Annotated in this window: 23 protein-coding genes; 17 read left to right on the top strand and 6 right to left on the bottom strand. The window is 70.2% G+C overall.

Annotation, left to right across the window (positions count from 1 at the left end; translation table 11 throughout):
* Nucleotides 1-86: 86 nt before the first annotated feature.
* Nucleotides 87-455 (bottom strand): VOC family protein, encoded by a 369-nt coding sequence (locus ACGFWJ_RS03270; RefSeq protein WP_392944678.1) that lies wholly within the window; start codon nt 453-455, stop codon nt 87-89.
* 212 nt (nt 456-667) lie between these two features.
* On the opposite strand from ACGFWJ_RS03270, the gene ACGFWJ_RS03275 reads away from it, so the two are divergent.
* From ACGFWJ_RS03275 to ACGFWJ_RS03340, 14 genes are all read left to right on the top strand, one after another.
* A complete protein-coding gene (locus ACGFWJ_RS03275; protein ID WP_392944680.1) occupies nt 668-3304 on the top strand; it encodes a DUF6923 family protein in 2637 nt (878 codons plus the stop codon).
* Nucleotides 3305-3411: 107 nt separating this feature from the next.
* A complete protein-coding gene (locus ACGFWJ_RS03280; protein ID WP_392944682.1) occupies nt 3412-3840 on the top strand; it encodes a DUF4440 domain-containing protein in 429 nt (142 codons plus the stop codon).
* A 63-nt stretch (nt 3841-3903) separates the two neighbouring features.
* Nucleotides 3904-4608, top strand: a complete 705-nt coding sequence (locus tag ACGFWJ_RS03285; protein ID WP_392944684.1) for a response regulator transcription factor — start codon at nt 3904-3906, stop codon at nt 4606-4608.
* On the top strand, nt 4605-6065 hold the full coding sequence (locus tag ACGFWJ_RS03290; RefSeq protein WP_392944686.1) for a sensor histidine kinase: 1461 nt from the start codon (nt 4605-4607) through the stop codon (nt 6063-6065). Before ACGFWJ_RS03285 ends, ACGFWJ_RS03290 begins: the two co-directional genes overlap by 4 nt.
* 97 nt (nt 6066-6162) lie before the next feature.
* Nucleotides 6163-6549, top strand: coding sequence for a hypothetical protein (locus ACGFWJ_RS03295; protein WP_392944688.1), 387 nt, complete (start codon nt 6163-6165; stop codon nt 6547-6549).
* The gene (locus tag ACGFWJ_RS03300; RefSeq protein ID WP_387635054.1) at nt 6546-6749 is read left to right on the top strand and encodes a hypothetical protein; all 204 of its coding nucleotides are present in this window, start codon (nt 6546-6548) and stop codon (nt 6747-6749) included. The genes ACGFWJ_RS03295 and ACGFWJ_RS03300 overlap by 4 nt, the downstream gene beginning before the upstream one ends.
* A 399-nt stretch (nt 6750-7148) precedes the next feature.
* Nucleotides 7149-7649 (top strand): cysteine dioxygenase, encoded by a 501-nt coding sequence (locus ACGFWJ_RS03305; RefSeq protein ID WP_392944690.1) that lies wholly within the window; start codon nt 7149-7151, stop codon nt 7647-7649.
* Complete coding sequence (locus ACGFWJ_RS03310) at nt 7643-8041, top strand: rhodanese-like domain-containing protein (protein WP_387635059.1); 399 nt, start codon at nt 7643-7645, stop codon at nt 8039-8041. Before ACGFWJ_RS03305 ends, ACGFWJ_RS03310 begins: the two co-directional genes overlap by 7 nt.
* A gap of 76 nt (nt 8042-8117) precedes the next feature.
* Nucleotides 8118-9182 (top strand): ABC transporter ATP-binding protein, encoded by a 1065-nt coding sequence (locus tag ACGFWJ_RS03315; protein ID WP_392944693.1) that lies wholly within the window; start codon nt 8118-8120, stop codon nt 9180-9182.
* A complete protein-coding gene (locus ACGFWJ_RS03320) occupies nt 9169-9831 on the top strand; it encodes an ABC transporter permease (RefSeq protein WP_387635065.1) in 663 nt (220 codons plus the stop codon). The genes ACGFWJ_RS03315 and ACGFWJ_RS03320 overlap by 14 nt, the downstream gene beginning before the upstream one ends.
* Nucleotides 9807-10541, top strand: a complete 735-nt coding sequence (locus ACGFWJ_RS03325) for an ABC transporter permease (protein ID WP_392944695.1) — start codon at nt 9807-9809, stop codon at nt 10539-10541. Before ACGFWJ_RS03320 ends, ACGFWJ_RS03325 begins: the two co-directional genes overlap by 25 nt.
* Nucleotides 10538-11452: an ABC transporter substrate-binding protein gene (locus ACGFWJ_RS03330; RefSeq protein ID WP_387635069.1), complete on the top strand. Its 915-nt coding sequence runs from the start codon at nt 10538-10540 to the stop codon at nt 11450-11452. The genes ACGFWJ_RS03325 and ACGFWJ_RS03330 overlap by 4 nt, the downstream gene beginning before the upstream one ends.
* Nucleotides 11453-11737: 285 nt before the next feature.
* Nucleotides 11738-13786, top strand: a complete 2049-nt coding sequence (locus ACGFWJ_RS03335; RefSeq protein ID WP_392944697.1) for a carbohydrate binding domain-containing protein — start codon at nt 11738-11740, stop codon at nt 13784-13786.
* 229 nt (nt 13787-14015) lie between these two features.
* Nucleotides 14016-15110 (top strand): LPXTG cell wall anchor domain-containing protein, encoded by a 1095-nt coding sequence (locus tag ACGFWJ_RS03340; protein WP_392944699.1) that lies wholly within the window; start codon nt 14016-14018, stop codon nt 15108-15110.
* A 245-nt stretch (nt 15111-15355) separates the two neighbouring features.
* On the opposite strand, the gene ACGFWJ_RS03345 is transcribed toward ACGFWJ_RS03340, so the two are convergent.
* The 3 genes from ACGFWJ_RS03345 to ACGFWJ_RS03355 form a co-directional block, all read right to left on the bottom strand.
* Nucleotides 15356-16627 carry a multidrug effflux MFS transporter gene (locus ACGFWJ_RS03345; RefSeq protein WP_392944701.1) on the bottom strand — a complete coding sequence of 424 codons (1272 nt, stop codon included), beginning with the start codon at nt 16625-16627 and terminating at the stop codon, nt 15356-15358.
* Between the two features lie 80 nt (nt 16628-16707).
* The gene (locus ACGFWJ_RS03350) at nt 16708-17193 is read right to left on the bottom strand and encodes a hypothetical protein (protein ID WP_392944703.1); all 486 of its coding nucleotides are present in this window, start codon (nt 17191-17193) and stop codon (nt 16708-16710) included.
* Between the two features lie 150 nt (nt 17194-17343).
* On the bottom strand, nt 17344-17655 hold the full coding sequence (locus ACGFWJ_RS03355) for an NUDIX domain-containing protein (protein WP_392945462.1): 312 nt from the start codon (nt 17653-17655) through the stop codon (nt 17344-17346).
* 395 nt (nt 17656-18050) lie between these two features.
* Between ACGFWJ_RS03355 and ACGFWJ_RS03360 the strand changes: the two genes are divergently transcribed.
* From ACGFWJ_RS03360 to ACGFWJ_RS03370, 3 genes are all read left to right on the top strand, one after another.
* Entirely contained in the window at nt 18051-18386 is a 336-nt protein-coding gene (locus ACGFWJ_RS03360) for a hypothetical protein (protein ID WP_392944705.1), read from the top strand.
* Between the two features lie 37 nt (nt 18387-18423).
* On the top strand, nt 18424-18591 hold the full coding sequence (locus ACGFWJ_RS03365; protein WP_392944707.1) for a hypothetical protein: 168 nt from the start codon (nt 18424-18426) through the stop codon (nt 18589-18591).
* Nucleotides 18592-18877: 286 nt separating this feature from the next.
* On the top strand, nt 18878-19477 hold the full coding sequence (locus tag ACGFWJ_RS03370; protein WP_392944709.1) for a hypothetical protein: 600 nt from the start codon (nt 18878-18880) through the stop codon (nt 19475-19477).
* A gap of 158 nt (nt 19478-19635) precedes the next feature.
* Here ACGFWJ_RS03370 and ACGFWJ_RS03375 read toward each other — a convergent pair whose 3' ends face one another.
* Together ACGFWJ_RS03375 and ACGFWJ_RS03380 are read right to left on the bottom strand one after the other, a co-directional pair.
* Nucleotides 19636-21093, bottom strand: coding sequence for a hypothetical protein (locus tag ACGFWJ_RS03375; RefSeq protein ID WP_392944711.1), 1458 nt, complete (start codon nt 21091-21093; stop codon nt 19636-19638).
* Nucleotides 21080-21451 carry a trypco2 family protein gene (locus ACGFWJ_RS03380; protein WP_392944713.1) on the bottom strand — a complete coding sequence of 124 codons (372 nt, stop codon included), beginning with the start codon at nt 21449-21451 and terminating at the stop codon, nt 21080-21082. The genes ACGFWJ_RS03375 and ACGFWJ_RS03380 overlap by 14 nt, the downstream gene beginning before the upstream one ends.
* Between the last annotated feature and the right edge of the window lie 369 nt (nt 21452-21820).

Consider the following 21820-nt stretch of genomic DNA (forward strand, 5'->3'; position numbering starts at 1 on the left):
GTGTCCGGCGGCCGTCCGCCGGTACGTGTGCCCGTAAGAGGGGGCGGCCGCCGAAAAGGATTCAGCCCCGACCGCCCCGGCCCGTCTCAGTTCTCGCGTTCGGCCTTGCTGCGCTCCACGCAGAATTCGTTCCCCTCGATGTCGGCCAGCACGGCCCAACCGGTGCCGTCGGCGTTGCGCCGGTCGTCGACCAGCGTCGCGCCCAGGCCGAGCAGCCGGGTGACTTCCTCGTCCCGGGTTCGGTCCTGCGGCTGGAGGTCGAAGTGCAGCCGGTTCTTGCCGGCCTTGGCCTCCGGCACCCTGATGAACAGCAGGTTCGCGCCCGCGATCAGCGCCTCCGGGTCTCCGGGGAAGTCCTCGGGCTGCAGCGGCTGTTCGAGCACCTGCGCCCAGAAGGAGCCGAGGGCGTAGGGGTCGAGGCAGTCAATGGTCACATGACGAATTACAGAGCTCATATGACAAATCGTCACCCTCCATATCGCCTGCCCGCAACGGCATTTACGCTCTGCCGACATGCCCCCGTTCGGCCCGAAATGCCCGTTTTATATTGATTCGCCAGCCTACGATCCCGGCATTCCCGAACAGCGAACGGAGGACGGCCGCAATGGCGCGTCGATGGTGGGTCGGATTGATCGTTGCAGGCGGGTTGGCGGCCGCCAGTCTCCCGATGCTGGGGCCTCAGCAGGCCCAAGCGGCACCGGGCGACCCGTTCCCGGCGGGCCCTGCCCTGGTGTTCGTCGCACAGGGCCCGGCCCGCGGCGAGCCCACGACGCTGTACGAGGCGGTGCAGGGCCCGGGTCAGATCGTCTTCGTGAAGCAGGGCACCGCCGCATTCGGCTACAACGCCATGGGTTTCCACCTGGCCGACATGTTCCTGTACGCGATCAACGAGAACAACGGCCTGGTGCGGATCGGCCAGAACGGCGCGGCCACCAACCTCGGCCAGGTCGGTCTGCCGTCGAACGCGGCCAACTACAACCAGGGCACCTTCGGCGAGGGAGCCACCAGCGACCTGCTGTACGTCCGCCTGGCCGTCACCGACCGCAACCTGTACGCGGTCAACGTGGTCACCCACACCACGACCCACATCGCGCTGAACGCCGACGTGCCGAACCTGTCGGACTTCGTCCACACGCAGGGCTACATCTGGGGCGTGTACGGGCCGACCAACCGGATCTACCGGATCAACCCGACCACCGGCGAGGTCATCAACTTCGCCGCGCCCAAGCTACCCACCGACCCGTTCGGCGCCCAGTGGGTGTACGGCAACGGCAACATCGGCATCTCCGACAATGTCACTGGCAGGGTCTTCCAGCTCAAGCTGGTGAACCCGGGCTCCGCGACCCCGTCGGCGATCCTCGTCTCGTCCACCCCCGGCCCCGCCTCCACCCAGAACGACGGCGCCTCCTACCCCGGTCTGCCCGTCGACCTGAGGATCACCAAGTCCGGGCCCACCGACTGGAGCCCCAACCAGACGCTGACCTACACCCTCACGGTGACCAACCACGGGCCCGGCGACTCCTCCGGCTTCGTCGTCAACGACGAACTGCCGGACACCGTGCTCAACCCGACCACCCCCACGGACGGTTGCACCATGCCCGTGGACCCGGACGGCCACCACTTCCTGGAGTGCGCGGGGGCCCCGCTCGCCAACGGGAGCCACACCGACATCGTGGTGACCGGCACCGCGCCGGCCGAGGCGGGCACCGACTGCACCACCGACGGGATCAGCAACACCACTGAGATCATCGGCAACGAGTCGAACCCGAACCTCTCCAACAACACCTCGACCTCCACCGGCGGCACGGGCGGCACAGGCGGCACGGGCGGCACCGGCGGCACGGGCGGCACCGGCGGCACGGGCGGCACCGGCGGCACAGGCGGCACCGGCGGCACAGGCGGCACAGGCGGCACCGGCGGCACAGGCGGCACAGGCGGCACCGGCGGCACCGGCGGCACCGGCGGCACCGGCGAACCCTCGTTCTCCATCTCCAAGGACGCCTCGATCGAGGCCCCGAACTTCGCCGGCCCCGGTGACCGGGTGAAGTACACCGTCACCATCCACAACACCGGGCTGATCGACTACCCGGCGGCCCACCCGGCGTCGTTCACCGACAACCTGACCGACGTGCTGGACGACGCGACGCTCGACCCGGCGTCCCTCACGGGTGGCGCCCAGTCCGTCAACGGCAGCATCACCTGGTCCGGCCCGCTGGCCGTGGGCGAGACCCACGTCGTCACCTACGAGGTGGTGGTCAACAACCCGGGCACCGGTGACCACGTGCTGCGGAACGCGGCCGTCCCCGGCGCCACCGGCCACTGTGCGGAGATCTGCTCGCGGGTCACGCGCGTCGCCGAGTACTCGCTGAGCAAGAGCGCCGAGCCGACCTCGGTCGCCCCCGGCGGCATCGTCACCTACGCGCTGACCGTCACCAACACCGGCGATGTCCCGTTCGGCAACGGCCCCGGCTCGGCGCCCGCGGTGCACATCACCGATGACCTGACCGGCGTCCTCGACAACGCCACGTACAACAACGACGCCAGCGACGGCGGCACCCTGACCGGCGACACGCTGACCTGGGACCTGAGCGTGCCGGTCGGCGGCAGCGTGATCGTCACCTACTCGGTCACGGCCGACCAGGACGTCCCGGCCGGCGCCAAGCTGACCAACCTGGCCGCGCCCGACCACTTCGGCCACTGCACCACGGCGGCCGACTGCACCACCAGCACCCCGGTCCTCCCGCCCGCGGCGTTCACCGTCTCCAAGGCCGTCTCGACCAACACGGCGGACCCGGGCGACAAGGTCACCTACACCGTCACCGTCACCAACACCGGCGGCTCGGACTTCACCGACGCCGACCCGGCCTCCTTCACCGACAACCTCGCCGACGTCCTGGACGACGCCACCTACAACAACGACGCCACCAACGGCGCGACCGTCACCGGTGACCTCCTGACCTGGTCCGGCCCGCTGGCAGTCGGCGCGAGCACCACCATCACCTACAGCGTGACCGTCAACGACCCCGACACGGGCAACATGGTCCTGCGCAACCTGGCCACCCCCGGCGACGACGGCACCTGCGCCGGCACCTGCGCCACCGAGACGACGGTCGTCAGCCCGTCGCCCAGCCCGACCCCGAAGCCCAAGCCCAGCAAGCCCCACCACAAGGGCGAGAAGGGCGAGCACGAGCGCCTGCCCGAGACCGGTTCGGACCTCACCGTCCCGGCCGCGGTCGCTGCCGGCCTGCTGCTGCTCCTCGGTGGCGGACTGCTCTGGTGGCGCCGGAAGGGGCAGCGCCACTGACCTCCGACCGCTGACCACTGACTGATCGACCGGGCGGGTCCGTCTCAACGACGGGCCCGCCCCGGTATTTCACCCACCAGGGACAGTAAAATGTTACTGTTCGGCGCATGTCGCTCCCGCTTCCGCACCCCGAGGTGAAGGCCGAACTCGACCGCCTCACCGCCGAGTTCTTCGACGCCTTCGACAACCGCGACGGCCGCCCCGCCGACGTCGCCCGGCTGCGCCGCCTGATGCTCCCCGGCAGCATCATCGTGATCACCGCGCCCCGGTACCTCACCCTCACCCTCGAAGAGTTCATCGAACCCCGCGAACTCCTGTTCTCCAGCGGCCGGTTGACCGAGTTCCACGAGTGGGAGACCAGCGAGAACACCGAGATCGCCGGCTCCGTCGCCAGCCGCATGCTCGAGTACCGCAAGTCCGGCCTGCTCGACGGCGAACGCTACGAAGGCGGCGGCACCAAGACCATGCAGTTCGCCCGCACCCCCGAAGGTTGGCGCATCACGGCCTTCGCCTGGGACGACGATCCGCAGCCGTAGTCCCGTCCCCCGGGTCCGGGGCCGCGGCGGGCCTGTGCCACAGTCGTCCCGGAGGTGGCCAGGATGGTCGGGCGGGTACTGGTGGTGGACGACGACGCGGCGATCCGGCGGAGTCTGGAGCGGGGGTTGCGGCTGAGCGGTTTCGCCGTGGCGCTCGCCGCGGACGGGCCCGGCGCGCTCGCGCAACTCACGGACGCGCCACCGGACGTCGTGGTGCTCGACGTGGGCCTGCCGGGCCTGGCGGGCACCGAGGTGTGCCGGACGCTGCGGGCCCGCGGCGACGACACCCCGGTGCTGATGCTGTCCGCGCTGGACGAACTCGCCGACCGGGTGGCCGGGTTGCAGGCGGGGGCGGACGACTACCTGGTCAAGCCGTTCGCCCTCGAGGAGCTGGTGCTCCGCCTGCACGCCCTGCTGCGCCGCCGGCCGCCCCAGCCCTCCGGCCTGCTCCGGGTGGGCCCGCTGCGGATCCACCCGGAGACCCGCGAGGCGTTCTGGGAGAACGACGAACTCCGGCTCACCCGACGCGAGTTCGAGCTGCTCACCCAGTTCGCCCGCAACCCGGGCATCGTGCTCTCCCGGGAACTGCTGCTGGACCGGGTCTGGGGCTACGACTTCGACGTCCGCAGCGACGCCGTCGACACCTTCGTCTCCTACCTGCGCCGGAAGCTGGAGGCGTCCGGGCAGCGGCCCCGCCTGATCCACACCGTGCGCGGCGTCGGCTTCGTCCTGCGCGTCCCCGACTCCGTTGAGGGCGGCGCGCGTTGAAGCTCTCCACCCGGATCGCGCTCGGCGCCGCGCTGCTGGTGCCGCTGCTGGTGACCGCCGCCGCGGCCCTGCTGCTGCCACTGGTCAACGCCGACCTGCACCGCCGCCAGGACACCCGACTGGGCGACCGCGCCGCCGCGTTGCTCCCGAACGCCCGCGCCCTGCTGGCCGCCGGCAGCAAAGGCAGGCCGAAGGCCGAGCAGAACCAGCAGCGCAAGCTGCTCGACGCCGCCCTGGACGCGGGCGTCCGCGTCACGGCCGCCGACGGCTCCGTGCTGCTGGCGGCCGGATCACAGCCCGACGATCCCCAACTGCTGCCCGCCGCCGGCACCGTGACGGTCCACGAGCGGGGCAACGCCTGGCGGGTCCTGACGGTGAAGCTGAACAGCGGGGACACCACCGGCACGCTGTGGGTGCTCTCCCCCGCCGGGCAGCCTGCCGAGGAACTGCGGGCGGTGCGGCAGCGGGTGCTACTGGTGGCGCTGGTGGCGGCGCCGCTCTCCGGCCTGATCGCCTTCGCGCTGGCCGAACGCGCCACCCTGCCGCTGCGCCGGCTCGGCCGCCGGGCGGCCGTGCTGGACCCGCGGACCGGGCACGCGGTGTTCGCGCACTCCCGCACGGGCACCGCCGAGGTGGACGAACTCTCCGGTGCGATTGCCCTGTTGCTGTCCCGGTACGACGAGCAGGCGGCCCGCACCGCACAGGCCCTGGACACCGCGCGCTCGTTCTCCTCCGCCGCCTCGCACGAACTGCGCACCCCGCTGATGAGCCTGCGCACCAACCTGGACGTCCTCTCCACGCACCCGGACCTGCCGGAGGCCGAACGCGCCGAGATCCTGGCCGAGTTGCAGCAGGACCACGCCCGCACGGTGGACCTGCTGAGCGCCCTGTCCACGCTCGCCCGGGGAGACCTGGTGGAGGTTTCCGCGTTCGCCCCGGTGGACTTCGCCGAGCTGGTCGACGCCGCCGTCGAGCAGGCCCGCCGCCGCCACCCGGAGGCCGTCTTCCGCACCGAACTCCCTTCGGAGGCACGGGTGTTCGGATGGGAGTCGGGCCTGCGCATCCTGCTCGACAACCTGCTCGGCAACGCCGCCGTGCACGGCCGCACCGCCGAACGGCCCGCCGAGGTGGACGTCCGGCTGCGGATCGAGGGCGGCGCCGCGCACCTCACCGTCGACGACCGCGGCCCGGGCATCCCGCCCGCCGAACGCGCCGCCGTCTTCCACCGCTTCCACCGCCGCCCGGACAGCCCGGGCTCCGGCCTCGGCCTCACCCTGGTCGCCCAACAGACCGCCCTGCACCGCGGCTCCGTCACCGCCACCACCCGCCCCGATCCCCCGGGTTGCCGCCTCGACCTCCGCCTCCCGCTGCTCCGCGAGCACGCCCCCGCGCCCGAACTCCCCGCTCCCCGCGCCTGGTTGACCGCGGCGGAGGAGCCGGCGGAGACAGCTTCCTGACCGGGCGGGCGTTCCACAGGGTTTCCACAAGAAGCCCCCGTACGGTCGCGTCCACGGCCGGGCGGTCCGGCCGTGACGAAGTGGGAAGGGGACTGCCATGCGGATCAACCGGACGGTCGCCGCGGCCGGAGTGCTCGCGCTGGCGGGCGCGCTGCTGGCGGCGGGGCCCGCACAGGCGGCGAACGGGTCGGCGCCGAAGGGCGACGGGGCGAAGTCGATCTGCAAGCGGCTGCCGAAGACCGAGGAGAAGATCGACAAGGCGCTCACCCGGCTGCACGGGGACGCGAGCGTGAACGGCTCAATCGCCCGCCTGGAGCAGCGGGTGGACAACGCCAAGAAGGCCGGCCACACCGAGGTCGAGAAGTACCTGAACGACCGCCTGACGGCGCGTCGCGGCCTGGTGTCGACCCTGGACACCCGCAAGGCGGCCCTGAAGTCGGTCGCGGACTGGTGCGCGAAGAACGCCCCGGCGGCCTCCAAGTGACCCGTCGCCCCACCGCCGCGGCCGCCGCACTGGCCGCGCTCGCGCTGGCCTCGGCGGCCCTGCTGACGGCCTGCGGCCCGACCGCGGCGCCCGCCGACGGGCCGGACGGCTCGCAGGTCCAACAGCAGATGCAGCAGAAGGTGGACGCGGCGGACAGCGCCGCCGCCCAGGCCGACGAGAACGCCGGCCAGGACAACTGAACCCACCCCGAGAACCCCGGTGGCCCGCGCTCTCCCCGGAGCGCGGGCCACCGGTTTTTTGGCGTTTTCTCGGCTGGCGAGACAGAAGTGCTCAGCATTCGATCGGAGCGTGGCGGAACTTGACGCGCCGCCACCGCGTCCTGAAGCATCGGCGGCATGAACCCCGGCACCTTCCTGGTCTGCCGCCTGCACGTCGATCTGCGACGCCAGGCGAGCGACATGTGTGCCTGTTGACCTTCCCTCGGTAACCTCCGCACGCCCCTGTGAGTCGAGCCAGGGCCGTCGCGCGACCCCACGCAGCACCCCCCGAATCCGCCCGTCCGGCGGTACGCCCACCTGCCTTCCAGCCGCCCGCCGGGCTCCGGCGACGGCTGCCCCGGCACTCCCCGGAGGAGACCCATGCCCGCCGTCCCGGCCACCCCCGTACTCGATGCCCCCGCCCGCCCGCCGCTGTCGCCGAACGCGCTGCGCCGGATCGTCCGCGACCTGGCCGAACGCCCGGAGCGCTGGCTGCACCGGGTGCGGCTGGCCGCCGAGGACCGGTGGTACGAGCGGCTGGAACTGGCGCAGGACTACGAGGTGTGGCTGATCAGCTGGCTGCCGGGGCAGTCGACGGGGTTCCACGACCACGGCGGCTCGCGCGGGGCGTTCATGGTGGCGCTGGGCGAGCTGGAGGAGCTGGCGCTGGCCGGTCCGGAGCACGGCCTGACCTCGCGCCGGCTGACGGCGGGCGCCGAGCGGGCGTTCGGGCCGCAGTACCTGCACGATGTGCGCAACACCTCGCCGGGGCCGGCGGTGACGCTGCACGCGTACTCGCCGCCGCTGAGCGAGATGTCCCGGTACGAGCTGCGGGCCGGCGGCCTGGTGCGCACGGCGACGGAAGGACCGGAGCAGTGGTGACGACGGTGGATCAGCTGGTGGCGCGGGCCCGCGCGGGCCTCGAGCGGCCGGGGCCGGAGCAGGCATGGGCGGCGGTGACGGCCGGCGCACGGTTGGTGGACATCCGTCCGGCCGCACAGCGTGCCCGGGAGGGTGAGATTCCGGGTGCGCTGATCATCGAACGGAACGTGCTGGAGTGGCGGCTCGACCCGACGGGCAGTCACCGGATTCCCGAAGCAACCGGACACGACGTGCCGTGGATTGTAGTCTGCTCGGAGGGCTACGCCTCCTCTCTCGCGGCAGCCTCGCTACGGGAGTTGGGCCTGTTCAGGGCGACCGACCTGGACGGCGGGTTCGTGGCCTGGGCTGCGGCCGGCCTGCCCACCCGTTCGGTGGATCAAGGTTTGCGGTGACCGACTCATGGGAAGCCGGACAGACGTATTCAAATCAGTGTTCGATTATTCGCTCGGCCATCGCTAGGACCCTTCCGTGATCAGATTCGAGGGCGCCGCCAAGCGCCACCCCGACGGCACGGTTGCCGTCCGAGGCCTGGACCTCGACGTACCGGCGGGCCGGACCACGGTCCTGGTGGGCCCGTCCGGCTGCGGCAAGACCACCATCCTGCGGATGGTCAACCGGATGGTGGTGCCGACCGGAGGCAAGGTCCTTCTTGACGGCACCGACGTCGCCACCCTGCCGGCGGCCCAACTGCGGCGCGGCATCGGGTACGTCATCCAGCAGGCCGGACTGTTCCCGCACCGCCGGGTGATCGACAACGTGGCCACCGTGCCGCGGCTGCTCGGCTGGGACCGCAAGCGGGCCCGGGCCCGGGCGGCGGAGCTGCTGGAGCTGGTCGGCCTGCCGCCGGAGACCGCCCGCCGATACCCGGCGCAGCTCTCCGGCGGCCAGCAGCAACGGGTCGGCGTGGCAAGGGCGTTGGCGGCGGATCCGCCGGTGCTGCTGATGGACGAGCCGTTCAGCGCGGTCGATCCGCTGGTGCGCGCCGGGCTGCAGGAGGAACTGCTGCGCCTACAGGCCGAGTTGGGCAAGACCGTACTGTTCGTGACGCACGACATCGAGGAGGCGGTACGGCTCGGCGACCGGGTGGTGGTGCTGCGCGAGCACGGCGAGATCGCCCAACTCGCGGACCCGCACACCCTGTTGACCGCCCCGGCGGACGCGGGGGTGGCCGCCTTCCTGGGCCGCGACCGGGGCCTGCGCGGCCTGGGTCTACGCCCGGCCGCCGACGTCCCGCTCGCCAAGCTCGAACCGGCCTACGACGACTGGGCGTTGACGCTCGACGCGGACGGCCGCCCCGAGCACTGGGTGCGCGGCGACCGGCGCCACCCGGTGCCGGTGTTCGCCCCGGCCCGGGACAACCTGCGCTCGGCACTGGACGCCGCGGTGCTGGCCCCGTCGGGCCACGCTGTGGCGGTGGACGCCGAGGGCCGGGCGATCGGCACCGCGAGCCGGGCCGCCGTGGTGGCCGCGCTCGCCGAGCCGGGGACGGACACGCACGAGTCGGGGGCGCAGGTGAACCATGCTGGACGGTGAGCCGCTGGTGCGCTGGCACTGGCTCGGCGACCACCTGGGCTACCTGGCCGGCCTGACGGGCGACCACGCGGTGATCGCGCTGGTCCCGGTGCTGATCGGCCTGCTGCTGGCGGTGCCGCTGGGCCTGGCCTGCACCCGCTACCCGCGGCTGTACCAGCCGCTCGCGGCGGTGTTCAACGTGGTGTACGCGCTGCCCTCGCTGGCGGTGTTCGTGGTGCTGATCCCGTACACCGGGCTGGCCACCCGGGAGACCGTGATGGTGCCGCTGACGTTCTACGCGCTGGCGGTGCTGCTGCCGACCACGGTGGACGGGCTGCGGGCCGTGCCGGAGCCGGTGCGGCAGGCCGCCACCGCGATGGGCTACGGGCCGTGGCGCAGGCTGGCCGCCGTCGAACTCCCGGCCTCCGTACCGTACTTGATAGCGGGCCTGCGGGTCGCCGCGGTGTCCTCGATCTCGCTGGCGGCGGTCGGCGCGCTGATCGGCCGGGGCGGGCTCGGCTACCTGTTCGTGGACGGCTTCCAGCGGACCTTCCCGACTCCGATCCTGGCCGGGATCGTGCTGGTGGCGCTGCTGGCACTGGTCTGCGACCTGCTGCTGGTCGCGGCCCGCCGGGTGCTGGCGCCGTGGGCGACGGGGGTGGCGCGGTGAACTGGTTCGGCTGGCTGCACGACTTCTTCGCCGACCCGGCGCACCGGAGCGGGCCGGACTCGATCCTCGACCGCGTCCTGGAACACCTGGTGTTCTCCGCCGAGGCGCTGGCGCTCGCCACGCTGCTCGCGGTGCCGCTGGGCCTGCTGATCGGCTACACCGGGCGCGGCCTGTTCCTGGTCACGGCGCTGACCGGCGTCGCCCGCGCGCTGCCCACCCTGGGCCTGGTCACGCTGGCGGTGCTGCTCGCGGGCGTCGGCGACACCGCGGTGCTGCTCCCGCTGACGGCGCTCGCCGCGCCGCCGCTGCTGGTGGCCACCGCGGAGGGCATCCGCGGCACCGACCCGGATGTCCGCGACGCGGCCCGCGGCATCGGCCTGACCCACCCGCAGACGCTCTTCCAGGTCTGCCTCCCGTCCGCTCTGCCCACCCTGCTCGCGGGTGCCCGCACCGCCGCCGTCCAGGTGATCGCCACCGCCACCGTCGCCGCCTACGTCGGCCTCGGCGGCCTCGGCCGCTACGTCATCGACGGCCTCGCCACCCGCAACTTCCCCACCACCGTCGGCGGCGCCCTCCTGGTGGTCCTGCTCGCCGTCGCCGTCCAACTCCTTTTCGCCCTGCTCATCCGGTACGCGACGCCACGCGGCGCGCGCACCGCCCCTGTTGACGAACCCGCGGGCCTGCCCGCACTTGCAAAGGACTCGATATGACTTCCCGTCCGGTCAGAACCGCCGTCGCCGTCGCCGCGCTGATGCTCGGCGCGGCGGCCTGCTCCTCCTCCGGCGGGGGCGACCCGTTGGCCGCGAAGTCCCCTGCCGCGCCCGGTGGTTCGGGGAAGACCGTGGTGGTGGGTTCGGCGAACTTCCCGGAGAACGTGCTGCTGGCGTCGATCTACTCGCAGGCGTTGCGGGCGAAGGGGGTGAAGGTCGAGGAGAAGTTCAACATCGGGAGCCGGGAGGTGCTGTACGGGCAGTTGCAGTCCGGTGCGCTGACGGTGCTGCCGGAGTACAACGGTGCGCTGCTCGGGTACCTGGACGCCAAGTCGACGGCGACCGGCAAGGACGCGGTGAACAGTGAGCTGGCGTCCAAGCTGCCGGCGGCGCTGGGGATACTCGACTCGGCGCCGGCCGAGGACAAGGACTCGCTGACGGTCACCCAGGAGACGGCCGACAAGCTGGGTGTGAAGTCGATCGCCGATCTCGCGGGCAAGGCGCAGGACCTGGTGGTGGGTGGCCCGCCGGAGTTCAAGTCGCGGCGGGAGCAGCAGTTCAAGGACGTGTACGGGGTCACCTTCAAGGAGTGGAAGCCGACCGCCGACACCACCGCCAACGCGCTCAAGGACGGCACCGTCCAGGTCGGCAACGTGTTCACCACCGACCCGAAGATCGTCCAGCTGAAGCTGGTGTCGCTGAGCGACCCGAAGAACCTGTTCAGCTCGCAGAACGTCACTCCGCTGGTGAACAAGACGGGCATCGACCCGACCGGGGCGGCCGCGCTGAACGCGGTCTCGGCGAAGCTGGACACCGCCGGGCTGACGGCGCTGATGAAGCGCGTCGCGGTGGACAAGGAGGACCCGTCGGCGGTCGCCAAGGACTGGCTGAAGAGCAACGGCCTGAACTGACCCGCGCCGCCCGTCGGTCCCGCACCCCTCGGCATCGGGTGCGGGGCCGACGGCATGTCAGGACACCTGGTGGGACGGACAGTTAGGAGTCTTGACAGATGAGTGGTCCAGACCAACCATGGGAGCGTTGTTTTCCCGACCGGAAACGCATCGTGGGGGTGTGACCACCGGCCGGGGCTTCGTACGCCCCGCACCACCCCGGCACTCCCTGTACCAGGCCGACCACCCTTGCCCCGTGCCCGAAATGCGGCACGAGGCCATCCACCCATGCCTGATGGAGCCTCGATGCGCCTTCACCGACCACTCCAAGCGCTGCTCGCCACGGGCGCGATGGCGGCCGCCTCGCTGGGGCTGATCTCCGCCCCCGCGCAGGCCGCCACTCCGCTGCCGCAGCACGTCTTCGCCCCGTACTTCGAGTCCTGGACGGGCGAGAGCCCGGCCGCGCTGGCCTCCCAGTCCGGCGTCAAGCACCTCACCATGGCGTTCCTGCAGGCCGCCACCAAGGGCTCCTGCACCGCGCTGTGGAACGGCGACACCACGATGCCGGTGTCCAACTCCGTGTTCGGCGCCGACATCGCGACCATCCGCGCCAACGGCGGCGACGTGATCCCGTCCTTCGGCGGCTACACCGCCGACAACACGGGCACCGAGATCGCCGACTCGTGCACCGACGTCAACCAGATCGCCGCCCAGTTCGAGAACGTCATCACCACCTACGACGTCTCCCGGATCGACCTGGACATCGAGGACAACTCGCTGACCAACACGGCCGGCATCGACCGCCGCAACAAGGCGATCAAGATCGTCGAGGACTGGGCCGCCGCCAACGGCCGCTCCATCCAGTTCAGTTACACGCTGCCGACCACCACCAGCGGCCTGGCCTCCAGCGGCCTCGCGGTGCTGAAGAACGCCGTCACCAACAACGCGCGCATCGACGTCGTCAACATGATGACGTTCGACTACTACGACAACCAGCCGCACGACATGGCCGCGGACACCCAGACCTCCGCGCAGGGCCTGTACAACCAGCTGGCGAAGCTGTACCCGACCAAGACCTCCGCCCAGATCTGGGGCATGATCGGCATCATCGAGATGCCCGGCATCGACGACTTCGGCGCCGCCGAGACCTTCACCGTCGCCAACGCCACCACGGTCTACAACTGGGCCGTCTCCAAGGGCATCAACACGCTGTCCTTCTGGGCGCTGCAGCGCGACAACGGCGGCTGCGCCGGCACCGGCGGCCGTGACGACTGCTCAGGCATCGCGCAGAACAAGTGGGACTTCAGCCACATCTTCTCGCAGTTCACCAGCTCGACCGTGCCGGCGAACGACTTCTCGGTGGCGCTCAGCCCGGCCACCGGCTCGGTCGTGGCGGGGTCCTCGACCTCGACGACCGTCAACACGGCCGTCACCTCCGGCACCGCGCAGAGCGTCAACCTGTCGGTGGCCACCCAGCCCGTGCCGGGCCTCAACGCCTCGCTGAGCGCCTCCACCGTCACCGCCGGCGGCTCCGCCACGCTGAACGTCTCCACCACCTCGGCCGTGCCGAACGGCAGTTACCCGCTGACCGTGACCGGCACCGGCGCGAGCGGCACCCACTCGGCGACGTACACGCTGACCGTCACCGGCGGCACCACCGCCTCCGACTTCTCGCTGTCGCTCTCCCCCGCCGCGGGCAGCGTGCAGGCCGGTTCCTCCGCCACCAGCACGATCAACACGGCCGTCACCTCCGGCACCGCCCAGGCCGTCGGCCTGTCGGTCTCCGGCGCCCCGGCCGGCGTCACCGCCACCGTCAGCCCGGCGAGCGTCACCGCCGGCGGCTCCGCCACGCTGAACGTCGCCACCACCGCCTCGGCGGCCCCGGGCACCTACAACCTGACCGTCACCGGCACCGGCGCGGGTCGGACCCACACCGCGACGTACGCGCTGACCGTCACCGGCGTCACCCCGCCCACCGGCCTGGTCAACGGTGACTTCGAGTCCGGCAACCTCGCCCCGTGGACCTGCCAGAGCGGCGCCGCCGTCGTCGGCAGCCCCGTGCACAGCGGCTCCAAGGCCCTCCAGGTCACCCCGACCGCCGGCACCACCGGCGAGTGCGACCAGACCGTCACCCTCGCCCCGAACCACTCGTACACCCTGACCGCCTGGGTCCAGGGCCCCTACTCCTACGTCGGGGTCACCGGCGGCGCCACCGCCTCCACCTGGGCCAACGGCAGCTCCTGGACCAAGGTGAGCGTCCCGTTCACCACCGGCGCCAGCGGCACCGTCACGGTCTACCTGCACGGCTGGTACGGCCAGGGCGCGGTCTACGGCGACGACTTCTCCATCGCCTGACGCACCCTTCGGTGAAACGGCCGCGCCCGGCCGGTGGCGCCTTCCCCGCCACCGGCCGGGCGCGGCCCGTTGTCCCCGGTTCCGCTCGCCGCGGTGCGGCCGACACACCCGGATTGACTACAGAGCGTGTCGATGTTCTCACCGTCCGCAAATCTACTGTGGGCAAATGAGACGACTAAATCCCACCGTGCGCGCAGCGTGCGCGGTTGCTCTGAGTTCCGGTCTGGTCGTGGCCGTGCCCGCCGCCTTCGCGGCCCGGGCACTGCCGTCGGCGGTGCAGGGCCCCGACGGGACGGTGGACCTCGGGTTCACCGGCAGCCCCCAGACCGTCACGGTGCCCGACGACGTGTGCCAGGTGGATGTCACCGCTTTCGGCGGGGCCGGGGGTACCGCGGTCTACGGTTCGTCCGGCGGGCTGGGCGGCGAGGTCCGCGCGACGCTCGACGTCCACGGCGGCCAGCTGCTGACGGTGAACGTGGCCGGTGCCGGGAGCGGCGGCAGCCTCACCGACGGCAGTCCGCCGCACGGCGGATACGGTGGCGGCGGCCAGGGCGGCGCCTACGGCAGCGTCCCGATTCCCGGCAACGGCGCCACCGCGGCCGGCGGCGGCGGGGCGACGGCCGTGTCCCTCGACGACATCACGGTGATCGTCGCGGGCGGCGGAGGTGGCGGCGCCGGAAGCTTCGCCAACACCGACACCGGACGCGGCGGCGACGGCGGCCAGAGCGGCGAGCCCGGCCAGACGCCGACCACCCCGGGCAGCGGCCAGGGCGGCGCCTCGGGCGGCGACGGCGGCGGGGGCGGGGCCGGCGGAACCCCGGCCTACGCCGGTGACCAGCCGGGCGCGGCCGGCGGCGACGCAAACGGCATGATCGGCGGATCCGGCGCGCTCAACCTCGCCGACCCCCACATGGGCGGCGGCGGAGGCGGCGGCGGAGGCGCCCACGGCGGCGGTGCGGGCGGCTCGTCCACCACCGGCACGCTCGACGGTGGCGGCGGCGGGGGCGGCTCCAGCCTCGGCCCCGCCGGAGCCCAGTTCACCACCGGGGTGCGCAGCGGCGACGGCGAGGCCCTGCTCCAGTGGATTCCCTGCGGCCCCAGCCCCAGCCCGTCACCGAGCGTCAGTCCGACGGGCGAGGCGTCCACCTCACCGGAGCCGACGGGCGAGGCGTCCACCTCACCGGAGCCGACCCGCACGCCGGCGGCACCCGCGCTTCCCGAGACCGGCGCTTCCACGAGCGGTCCGCTGGCCGCCGTCGCCGCGCTGACTGCCGCGGCCGGCGCCGCGCTGCTCCGCGTCGGCCGCACCCGCCGCAGGCACTGACACCGGCCGGTGCCGCCTCCTGCTCCCGTGGTCACGCCGCGGCCGCCGTCCGGTTCGGGAGCGGCGGCCGCTGCCACTGGCCCCCGGCCGGCCCTCACCGGGGATCGGCCGCCGTCCGCGACGGGCAGTGAGGCGATGCCCTGCGGTGCGGTGGTGACGGACGGAGTACTGCGCCCGTCACCACCGCTCGGCGCCCGGCGCCGCCTCCGACCTGCCTGCCCGGACGCCGGTTCGCCGACGGCCCGTCACTCCCGGCGGGTCGCCAGCGGCAGGAAGGACACCAGCGCCAGCACCGAACAGCCCAGCACGATCACGCCGAGCGCGGTCGCGGACGGGTGACCGCCGGCGCTGCTGAGCGGGGCGACCAGCGAGCCGCACAGGAAGGTGCCGGTGCCGAGCAGTGCGGACGCCGAACCCGCGGCGTGCGGCGCCATGGTGAGGGCCTGTCCGTTGGCGTTCGGCATGATGACGCCCATCGAGCCCATCAGCACCGCGAGCGCGGGCCACACCCCGGCCAGGCCGGTGTCCCAGACGGTGGTGCACAGCACCACCGCGACGCCGGCCGCCACGGCCACCGTCAGCGCGGAGAGCAGCAGCACCGGCCCGGGGAAGCGCTGCACCAGCACCCGGCCGTTCAGCTGGGTGACGGCCAGCAGCGCGATCGAGTTGACGGCGAACACCAGGCTGTAGGTCTGCGGGGAGATCCGGTACACGTCCTGCAGCACCACCGACGAGCCGCCGACGTACGCGAACAGCGCGCCGAACGCGAAGGTGCTGGTGAGCAGGTAGCCGAGGAACGGGCGGTCGCCCAGCAGCCCGCCGATGGCGCGGACGGTGGTGCCCAGACCGTCGCCGTGCCGGCGTTCGGGTGGCAGGGTCTCGCGGATGCCGAGCGCGGAGCCGACGGTGAGCAGCGCGCCGAGCACGGTCAGGATGAAGAAGGTGCCGCGCCAGTCGGTGATGTGCAGCAACTGGGCACCGACGACGGGTGCCAGGATCGGGGCGAGGCCGGAGATCAGGCCCATGGTGGCGAGGAAACGTATCATCGCGACGCCTTCGAGCCGGTCGCGGACGATCGCCCGGGCGATCACCAGCCCCGCGGAGCCCGCCACGCCCTGGAGCGCGCGGCCGGCCACCAGCATCGGCATAGAGGTGGCCAGGGCGCACATCACGCTGGCCACGGTGTAGAGGGCGAGACCAGCCAGCAGCGGGCGGCGACGGCCGATCCGGTCGCTGAGCGGGCCGAACAGCAGCTGGCCGGCGGCCATGCCGAGCAGCGAACCGGTCAGGGTGAGCTGGGCGGCCGGGGCGGTGGAGTGCAGGTCGGCGGTCAGCTCGGGCAGGGCGGGCAGGTACAGGTCGGTGGTGGTCGGCCCGAGCGCGGCGAGGCTGCCCAGGACGGCCACGGTGGCCGCCACGAACGGGGCCTTGCTCGGTGCGCCGGATATGGAGTCGGGTCGGCCGGGGGCTGCGGGGACGGTCTGGTCGCCGTCGGCATCGACGGTCGGGCCTGGCATGGTGCTCCTCGGGGTGGCAGGTATGCGCACCGTCCTATCGCATCCGCCGGGTCGCCCGGAAGGCCGGGCCCCGCGCTGTCTCAGTGCACGGGGACGCCGCCGGGCCGGGCGCTGGCCACCACCGCGGCGTCCTGCCAGCCGTACAGCTGATCGCCGATCAGCGCGACGTCGTACAGGCCGCAGTGCGCGGTGGCGCGCTGCGGGGTGTCGCGCGGGAACCAGTGCGCGCTCAGGTGGACGCTGCCGACCGGCCTCCCCTCGGTGCAGCCGGCGGGCAGTGCGCGGTCGGGGAGCGTGGCGCGGATCAGCCGGTCGCCGTCCTGGCTGCCCGTCAGGAACGCTATCCGCACCGCCGTGTCGGGCAGCCAGCCCGGCACCTGGCTGCCGGCCGCCTTGGCGGCGGCGCCCGTCGGGAAGCGCAGGGTCTGGTCCATCCGGTCCTGCGCCTCCTGGATGGTGGCCGGTGCGACCATCACCACCAGCGCCGCGACGGCCGCCCCGCCGAACACCAAAGCCGTCGCCTGCCGCGCGCCGCCCATCCCTGCCCACCCCGTCCCGCCGCTCACCGTCCCCTCCATGGTGGCCCCGCCCCGACCCCCCGCCCATGCGCACCAGGTACCGACCTGGCTAGTCCCGCAGGCTGACCCCCCGCCCCCGGCCCCCGACTTCCGGCGGACCCCACCCCACCCACAAGGGGGACCCAGGCCCCTCATCTGTCAGCTTCCTGCAGGCGCCCCTGACGTGATCCGCTCGGCGGCGGCTCGGTACTGCTCGGGGTCCAGGTGATTCCACGCGAACCCGGCCACCTCTTCGAGTTGCAGGCGGATCTCACTCCAGCCGGACAGCGCGGCCGCGTACCGCACGTCGAAGTGGAAGTGGTCGCCCTCGTCCTTGGCCGGGTTCGCCGCGATCGGATGCACGTCGATGTCCACCAATTCCCCCAACGTGACCTGGTCGGCCGGGATCCCCGTCTCCTCCGTCAGCTCCCGCAGCGCGGCGCCGGCCAAGGTGTCGTCAACCGTCTCCAGGTGGCCGCCCTTAGGAACAGTTCGGGTGTCTCAGTGGGGTAGCTGTCTCAGTCATCAGCCGATCGGCGCGGCAGCACACATGGTCGCTGGCCACCCGAATCTGTCTCAGCCTCGGACGCCATCCGTTATGGAACCGCAATCATCCCGGTTGGGCTTGCGGCGCCCTGACACAACGGCGGACATGTCGTCCCGTTACCCGCTGGTCGACCCCCTGTGTCTGGGAGAGATCCTCGCGGACCAGGTGCCGGCCGACCCGTCGGTGCTCCAGGTACGAGCAGGCGAGCTGTCGTGTGGAGACGAGATCCCGTCGTGGCCCGACGGCACGGTGACCCGCGCCCCTCGTTGGCTTCCTGGGGGGGCGGGTCGAACTCGAAATCAGCGGCACGGATGTCGAGATGGACGAGGACGAGTGCGTCGAGATCTTGCGTCTGTACCGGGTGGCCCTGCCGAAGGCCTTCCTCAAGGCGGCGTTCGACTGTTTCCCCGACGATGTCCCGAGATCCCTGCGCGAACTCGCTGCCTATGAACTGCACTTGAGACCTTCATCCCTGATCCGCTTGGACGCCACCTACGCTGAGGTGACCGCGCTCGCCGAGCTCGCGCCTCTGGTCTGGTGGGAGTGCGGGCAGGACCCCAGCGGTGCCCCCGCCTCGCTCGCCTCGGCTGCCGAGCATGCCGTGCGCGCCATCAGCCAAGCCCGTCCGGTTGAACGATGGCCTTCACCTCTTTGAGCGAGGCCCTACAGCGAGTTCACACCAGTGGGTACGGTTGCTTGCTGTAGCTGTCCGGATACGAGCGGCGGGGGCAGGCCGTGGCTGGGGCCCCGCACACCGGCCGCTCCTGACGATCTACACCAACGCGGTCTACCACCACCAGGACAACTGCAGCCGCCTGGCCTCGCTGCGGGACCTCGCCCTCAAGGCGATCACCAACTAACCCTGACGGGAGGACTCAGCAGTGGCTCCGACCACGCTCGCATCCCTGACCACCCTGCGGTTCGGCGGCTCCGCCGACCGCGTCCTGACCGGCACCGACCCCGCCGACTGGGCCGACACCGTCAAGGCTTCGGCCGATACCGGCCAGTCGGCACCCGTCACGCTGGGGCACGGTGTGACTGTGCCCGGCCGGCCGTCTTGTCTCAGGGGTTTCCGAGCGGGCGACTTTCTGGGAGGCTCACGCGTCAGCGGAGGCCGACTCTGCCCAGAGTGCGTTGGGAGCCGGAATGACTGACTCGCCGCTGCGCGGCCGGAATCTGGTCGCCCGCTACATGTTCCTTGACACGAACACGCTGATTGGTGCTCTCCACAGGGGCGATACGGACACCCAGGAACTGCTCAAGCTTTGGGAAGCAGGCTGGATCGGGCTGGCCCGCACCGACGCGATGAATACGGAGCGCTTCGAGGGTCAGGACGAGGCGACACAGGCACAGCGCGAGGAAGAGGCGGCAGACCTCCCGGAAGCTTGGGGCCCGTTCGTTCTGGACGACTCGCGTCTCGACTCCTCGGTCTTCCCCTCCACAGAGGACGAACAGCGGATCAAGGACGCGTTCGCAATCCTGTTTCCATCGGCGGACTGGGAGTCGGTACGGAAGAACTCCAGGCGGGATGCGATGCACGTGGCGACCGCAGCCCGATACGGTGGGCACGCCTTCGTCACGAACGAGGTCGGCTTGCTCAAGAAGGATCAGCAAATCGCGGACAAACTAGGCATACGGATCTGGTCACCCAAGCAGGCGCTCGCGGAGGCCCAGAACGGGATCAGAGCGCTTCGCAAGCTACATGAGCTCGAACCGCACCGAGGACCGCTCCCCGATTGGCCCTGAAGCCCTCGCTCGCGGAGGCCTGGACCCGAAGCCTGCCATGGGCGTCAGCAGGACGCGCGTCCTGCGCCGGCGACCGGGCGTATCGATGTTTTATGGCCACACGCCAAGTTACTTCAGGTCATGTTGCGTACCAGCGGATCTCCATTTCCTTGTATCCCTCACATCCTGTGGGCCAGAGCAATCCTGGGTTTCCCTTCAAGGAAGATGGGTGGAAGCTTCACCTCAAAAACCTCCCAGTAAGATTCGGCGAGCTCAACTAGGCGAGCGATATCTGCATCGCTTGCCGAGTACGGCAACTGCACTGTGCGGCCGTTCGATAGGAGTATGAGGCGTAGATAAGAGTCAACGATATAGGCGAGCAAGAGTGATTCAACTAGGCTCCGATCATCATGGATGAACTTCCTGTTGGAAAATTCCATAATTGGGAACGTTAAATAGGATTTCGCTTCCTCTTCAGGCCATCCGTCAGTCCAGGAAAGGCTGCTTAGAAAGGCGCTTGGATGACGCGTTCGAACTTGCAGCGAGTGTGCAAATAGAAAATCTTCTGCAAAGTCGTAAGGGCCTGCCATCTGCGCGCCCGTCGTGCGAACTGTATCGGTCAGAGATGGCCACCTATTCAGATCGCAGACATCTTCTGTGAAGCGCACGTAGTCATTCATGCTTCGCATCGGTCCTACCCGGCGAACCGACATGATCCCTTTGAGTAGTCGATAGGCTGGATGGACATCCATAATCGGAGAGCCAGGTACTCTGATTCCGCTTTGTTGAGGCAGAATTGGCCCATTAAGCGCCAGGTCAACCAAGGCAGAGAAGGTCTTGGTGAACTCGGGAAAGCTTAAATCCGGCATAAGTCTCCGAGATGCTTCATGTATCCAACTCCAGTAGAATCCTTCCGGCTTCCCGGCCTTGACAGCGGCTAGGCTCTCCGAGTCGGCTCCCCAGAATTCTGCAATTGTTGCACCGCTCTCGAGAACTGATCGGACATCGGCGTGAACGTCTGTCGTTGCCTTCGTGATGAGAAAGACGTCCTCCCTTGCGCGACCGTCGTCGCTTGGGTCCACCCATGGGCTGTATTCAGCTAGCGTTTTTCTGCCTGCGAATACCCTACTTAAATTTTGGTCGATTTCGGCAAATGCTGGCGCCATGCCGGGCGATCCGTAGAATTGTCGTAGTATTGGAAGTGTCCACTGTGAATAGCTTCCCTCGAAGCAAAGAAGGGTGAATTCAATGATCAGCCACCCGCGCAATCTGGAGAGTACGTCAATATACTTGGCGCGCGGTCTAAGTCTGCGCAAAAATGCTTCGAGCGGGTAAGTCACCTTGAGGCCGTGGTCATGTTGCAGGATGTGCAAAATATCGAGCATCAAGCGACTCTGTAGATATCGAAGGCTTCGGAAATAGAACCCATAGGAAGTGGCTGCAGTTTGAAATAGGTGTTGCCTCTCGTGCGCATCCGTCTTCCGCAGCTCATGCAGGTCGGCTTCCGATTCCGGCGGAATCGGGAAGTTGAATCGAACTGCCAAGGAGGCGGTTTCAAGGAAGCCGTACTCCGTGCGATACCTGACGGCTTCTCCAATATCTAAATTTAGTAGCGCCGAATCGCTATTCTGGATCATGGACTTCCCTTGGGAGAAATCGACTGACAGCCTGGTCAAGTCCCGCTAGGGAACCGGATTCGTCGGACAAGGCAGTCAGGTTCAGTGTGATCTTATGCACCTGCTGTTGTTTGTAGCCCCTAGCGCCTCCAATGTTCAGGCCGCCAACCGTGATGACCTTGAACTCGATGCCTCCTTTGGCTTCCCTAGATCTCTCAACCACAAAATTGACTTCGAGGGTGAGCCCAGTGACGCTGAAGATGGGTTCTTGGCCCGACTCCTCGCGCTCAGCCCGTGATTCAATAAGCTCCGCATGAACGCGCCTGATCAGGCTCTTGATGAAAAGGTCCGACTCTAATTCTTCCGCTTTCCTGGACACTTCAACACATCCCTCTTATTGCACTGAGTCACATTTTTGTGTCGCGCTGTTGTCAGGCCATGTAACCACCGTCGCATGGTCGCCGGATGTCTGCCACTGAGGCGCCGGGGCATGAGGTCAACGCGCCACGGCACAATTCGGATGATCGCTACTCAAGCTGGCAATAATTGAAGTATTTAGCTGTCGAGGACCTCTATGCAGGCCGGACGGTCGGATCGCTTCGGTGTTCCGGCCTGGCCGCGTCCCGCGCCTCGCCAACCACTGCGTCCCTGGCTCGCCATCCACCGGCTGCCCCGTCCACACCGACAGCGATGGCCGGCTTCGAGCCAGCGCGGGCTGGCTCCTGGAGCACATCGGCCACCGGCTCGC

The organism is Kitasatospora sp. NPDC048407 (genome assembly GCF_043200475.1).
In the GTDB taxonomy this organism is placed as follows: Bacteria; Actinomycetota; Actinomycetes; order Streptomycetales; family Streptomycetaceae; genus Kitasatospora.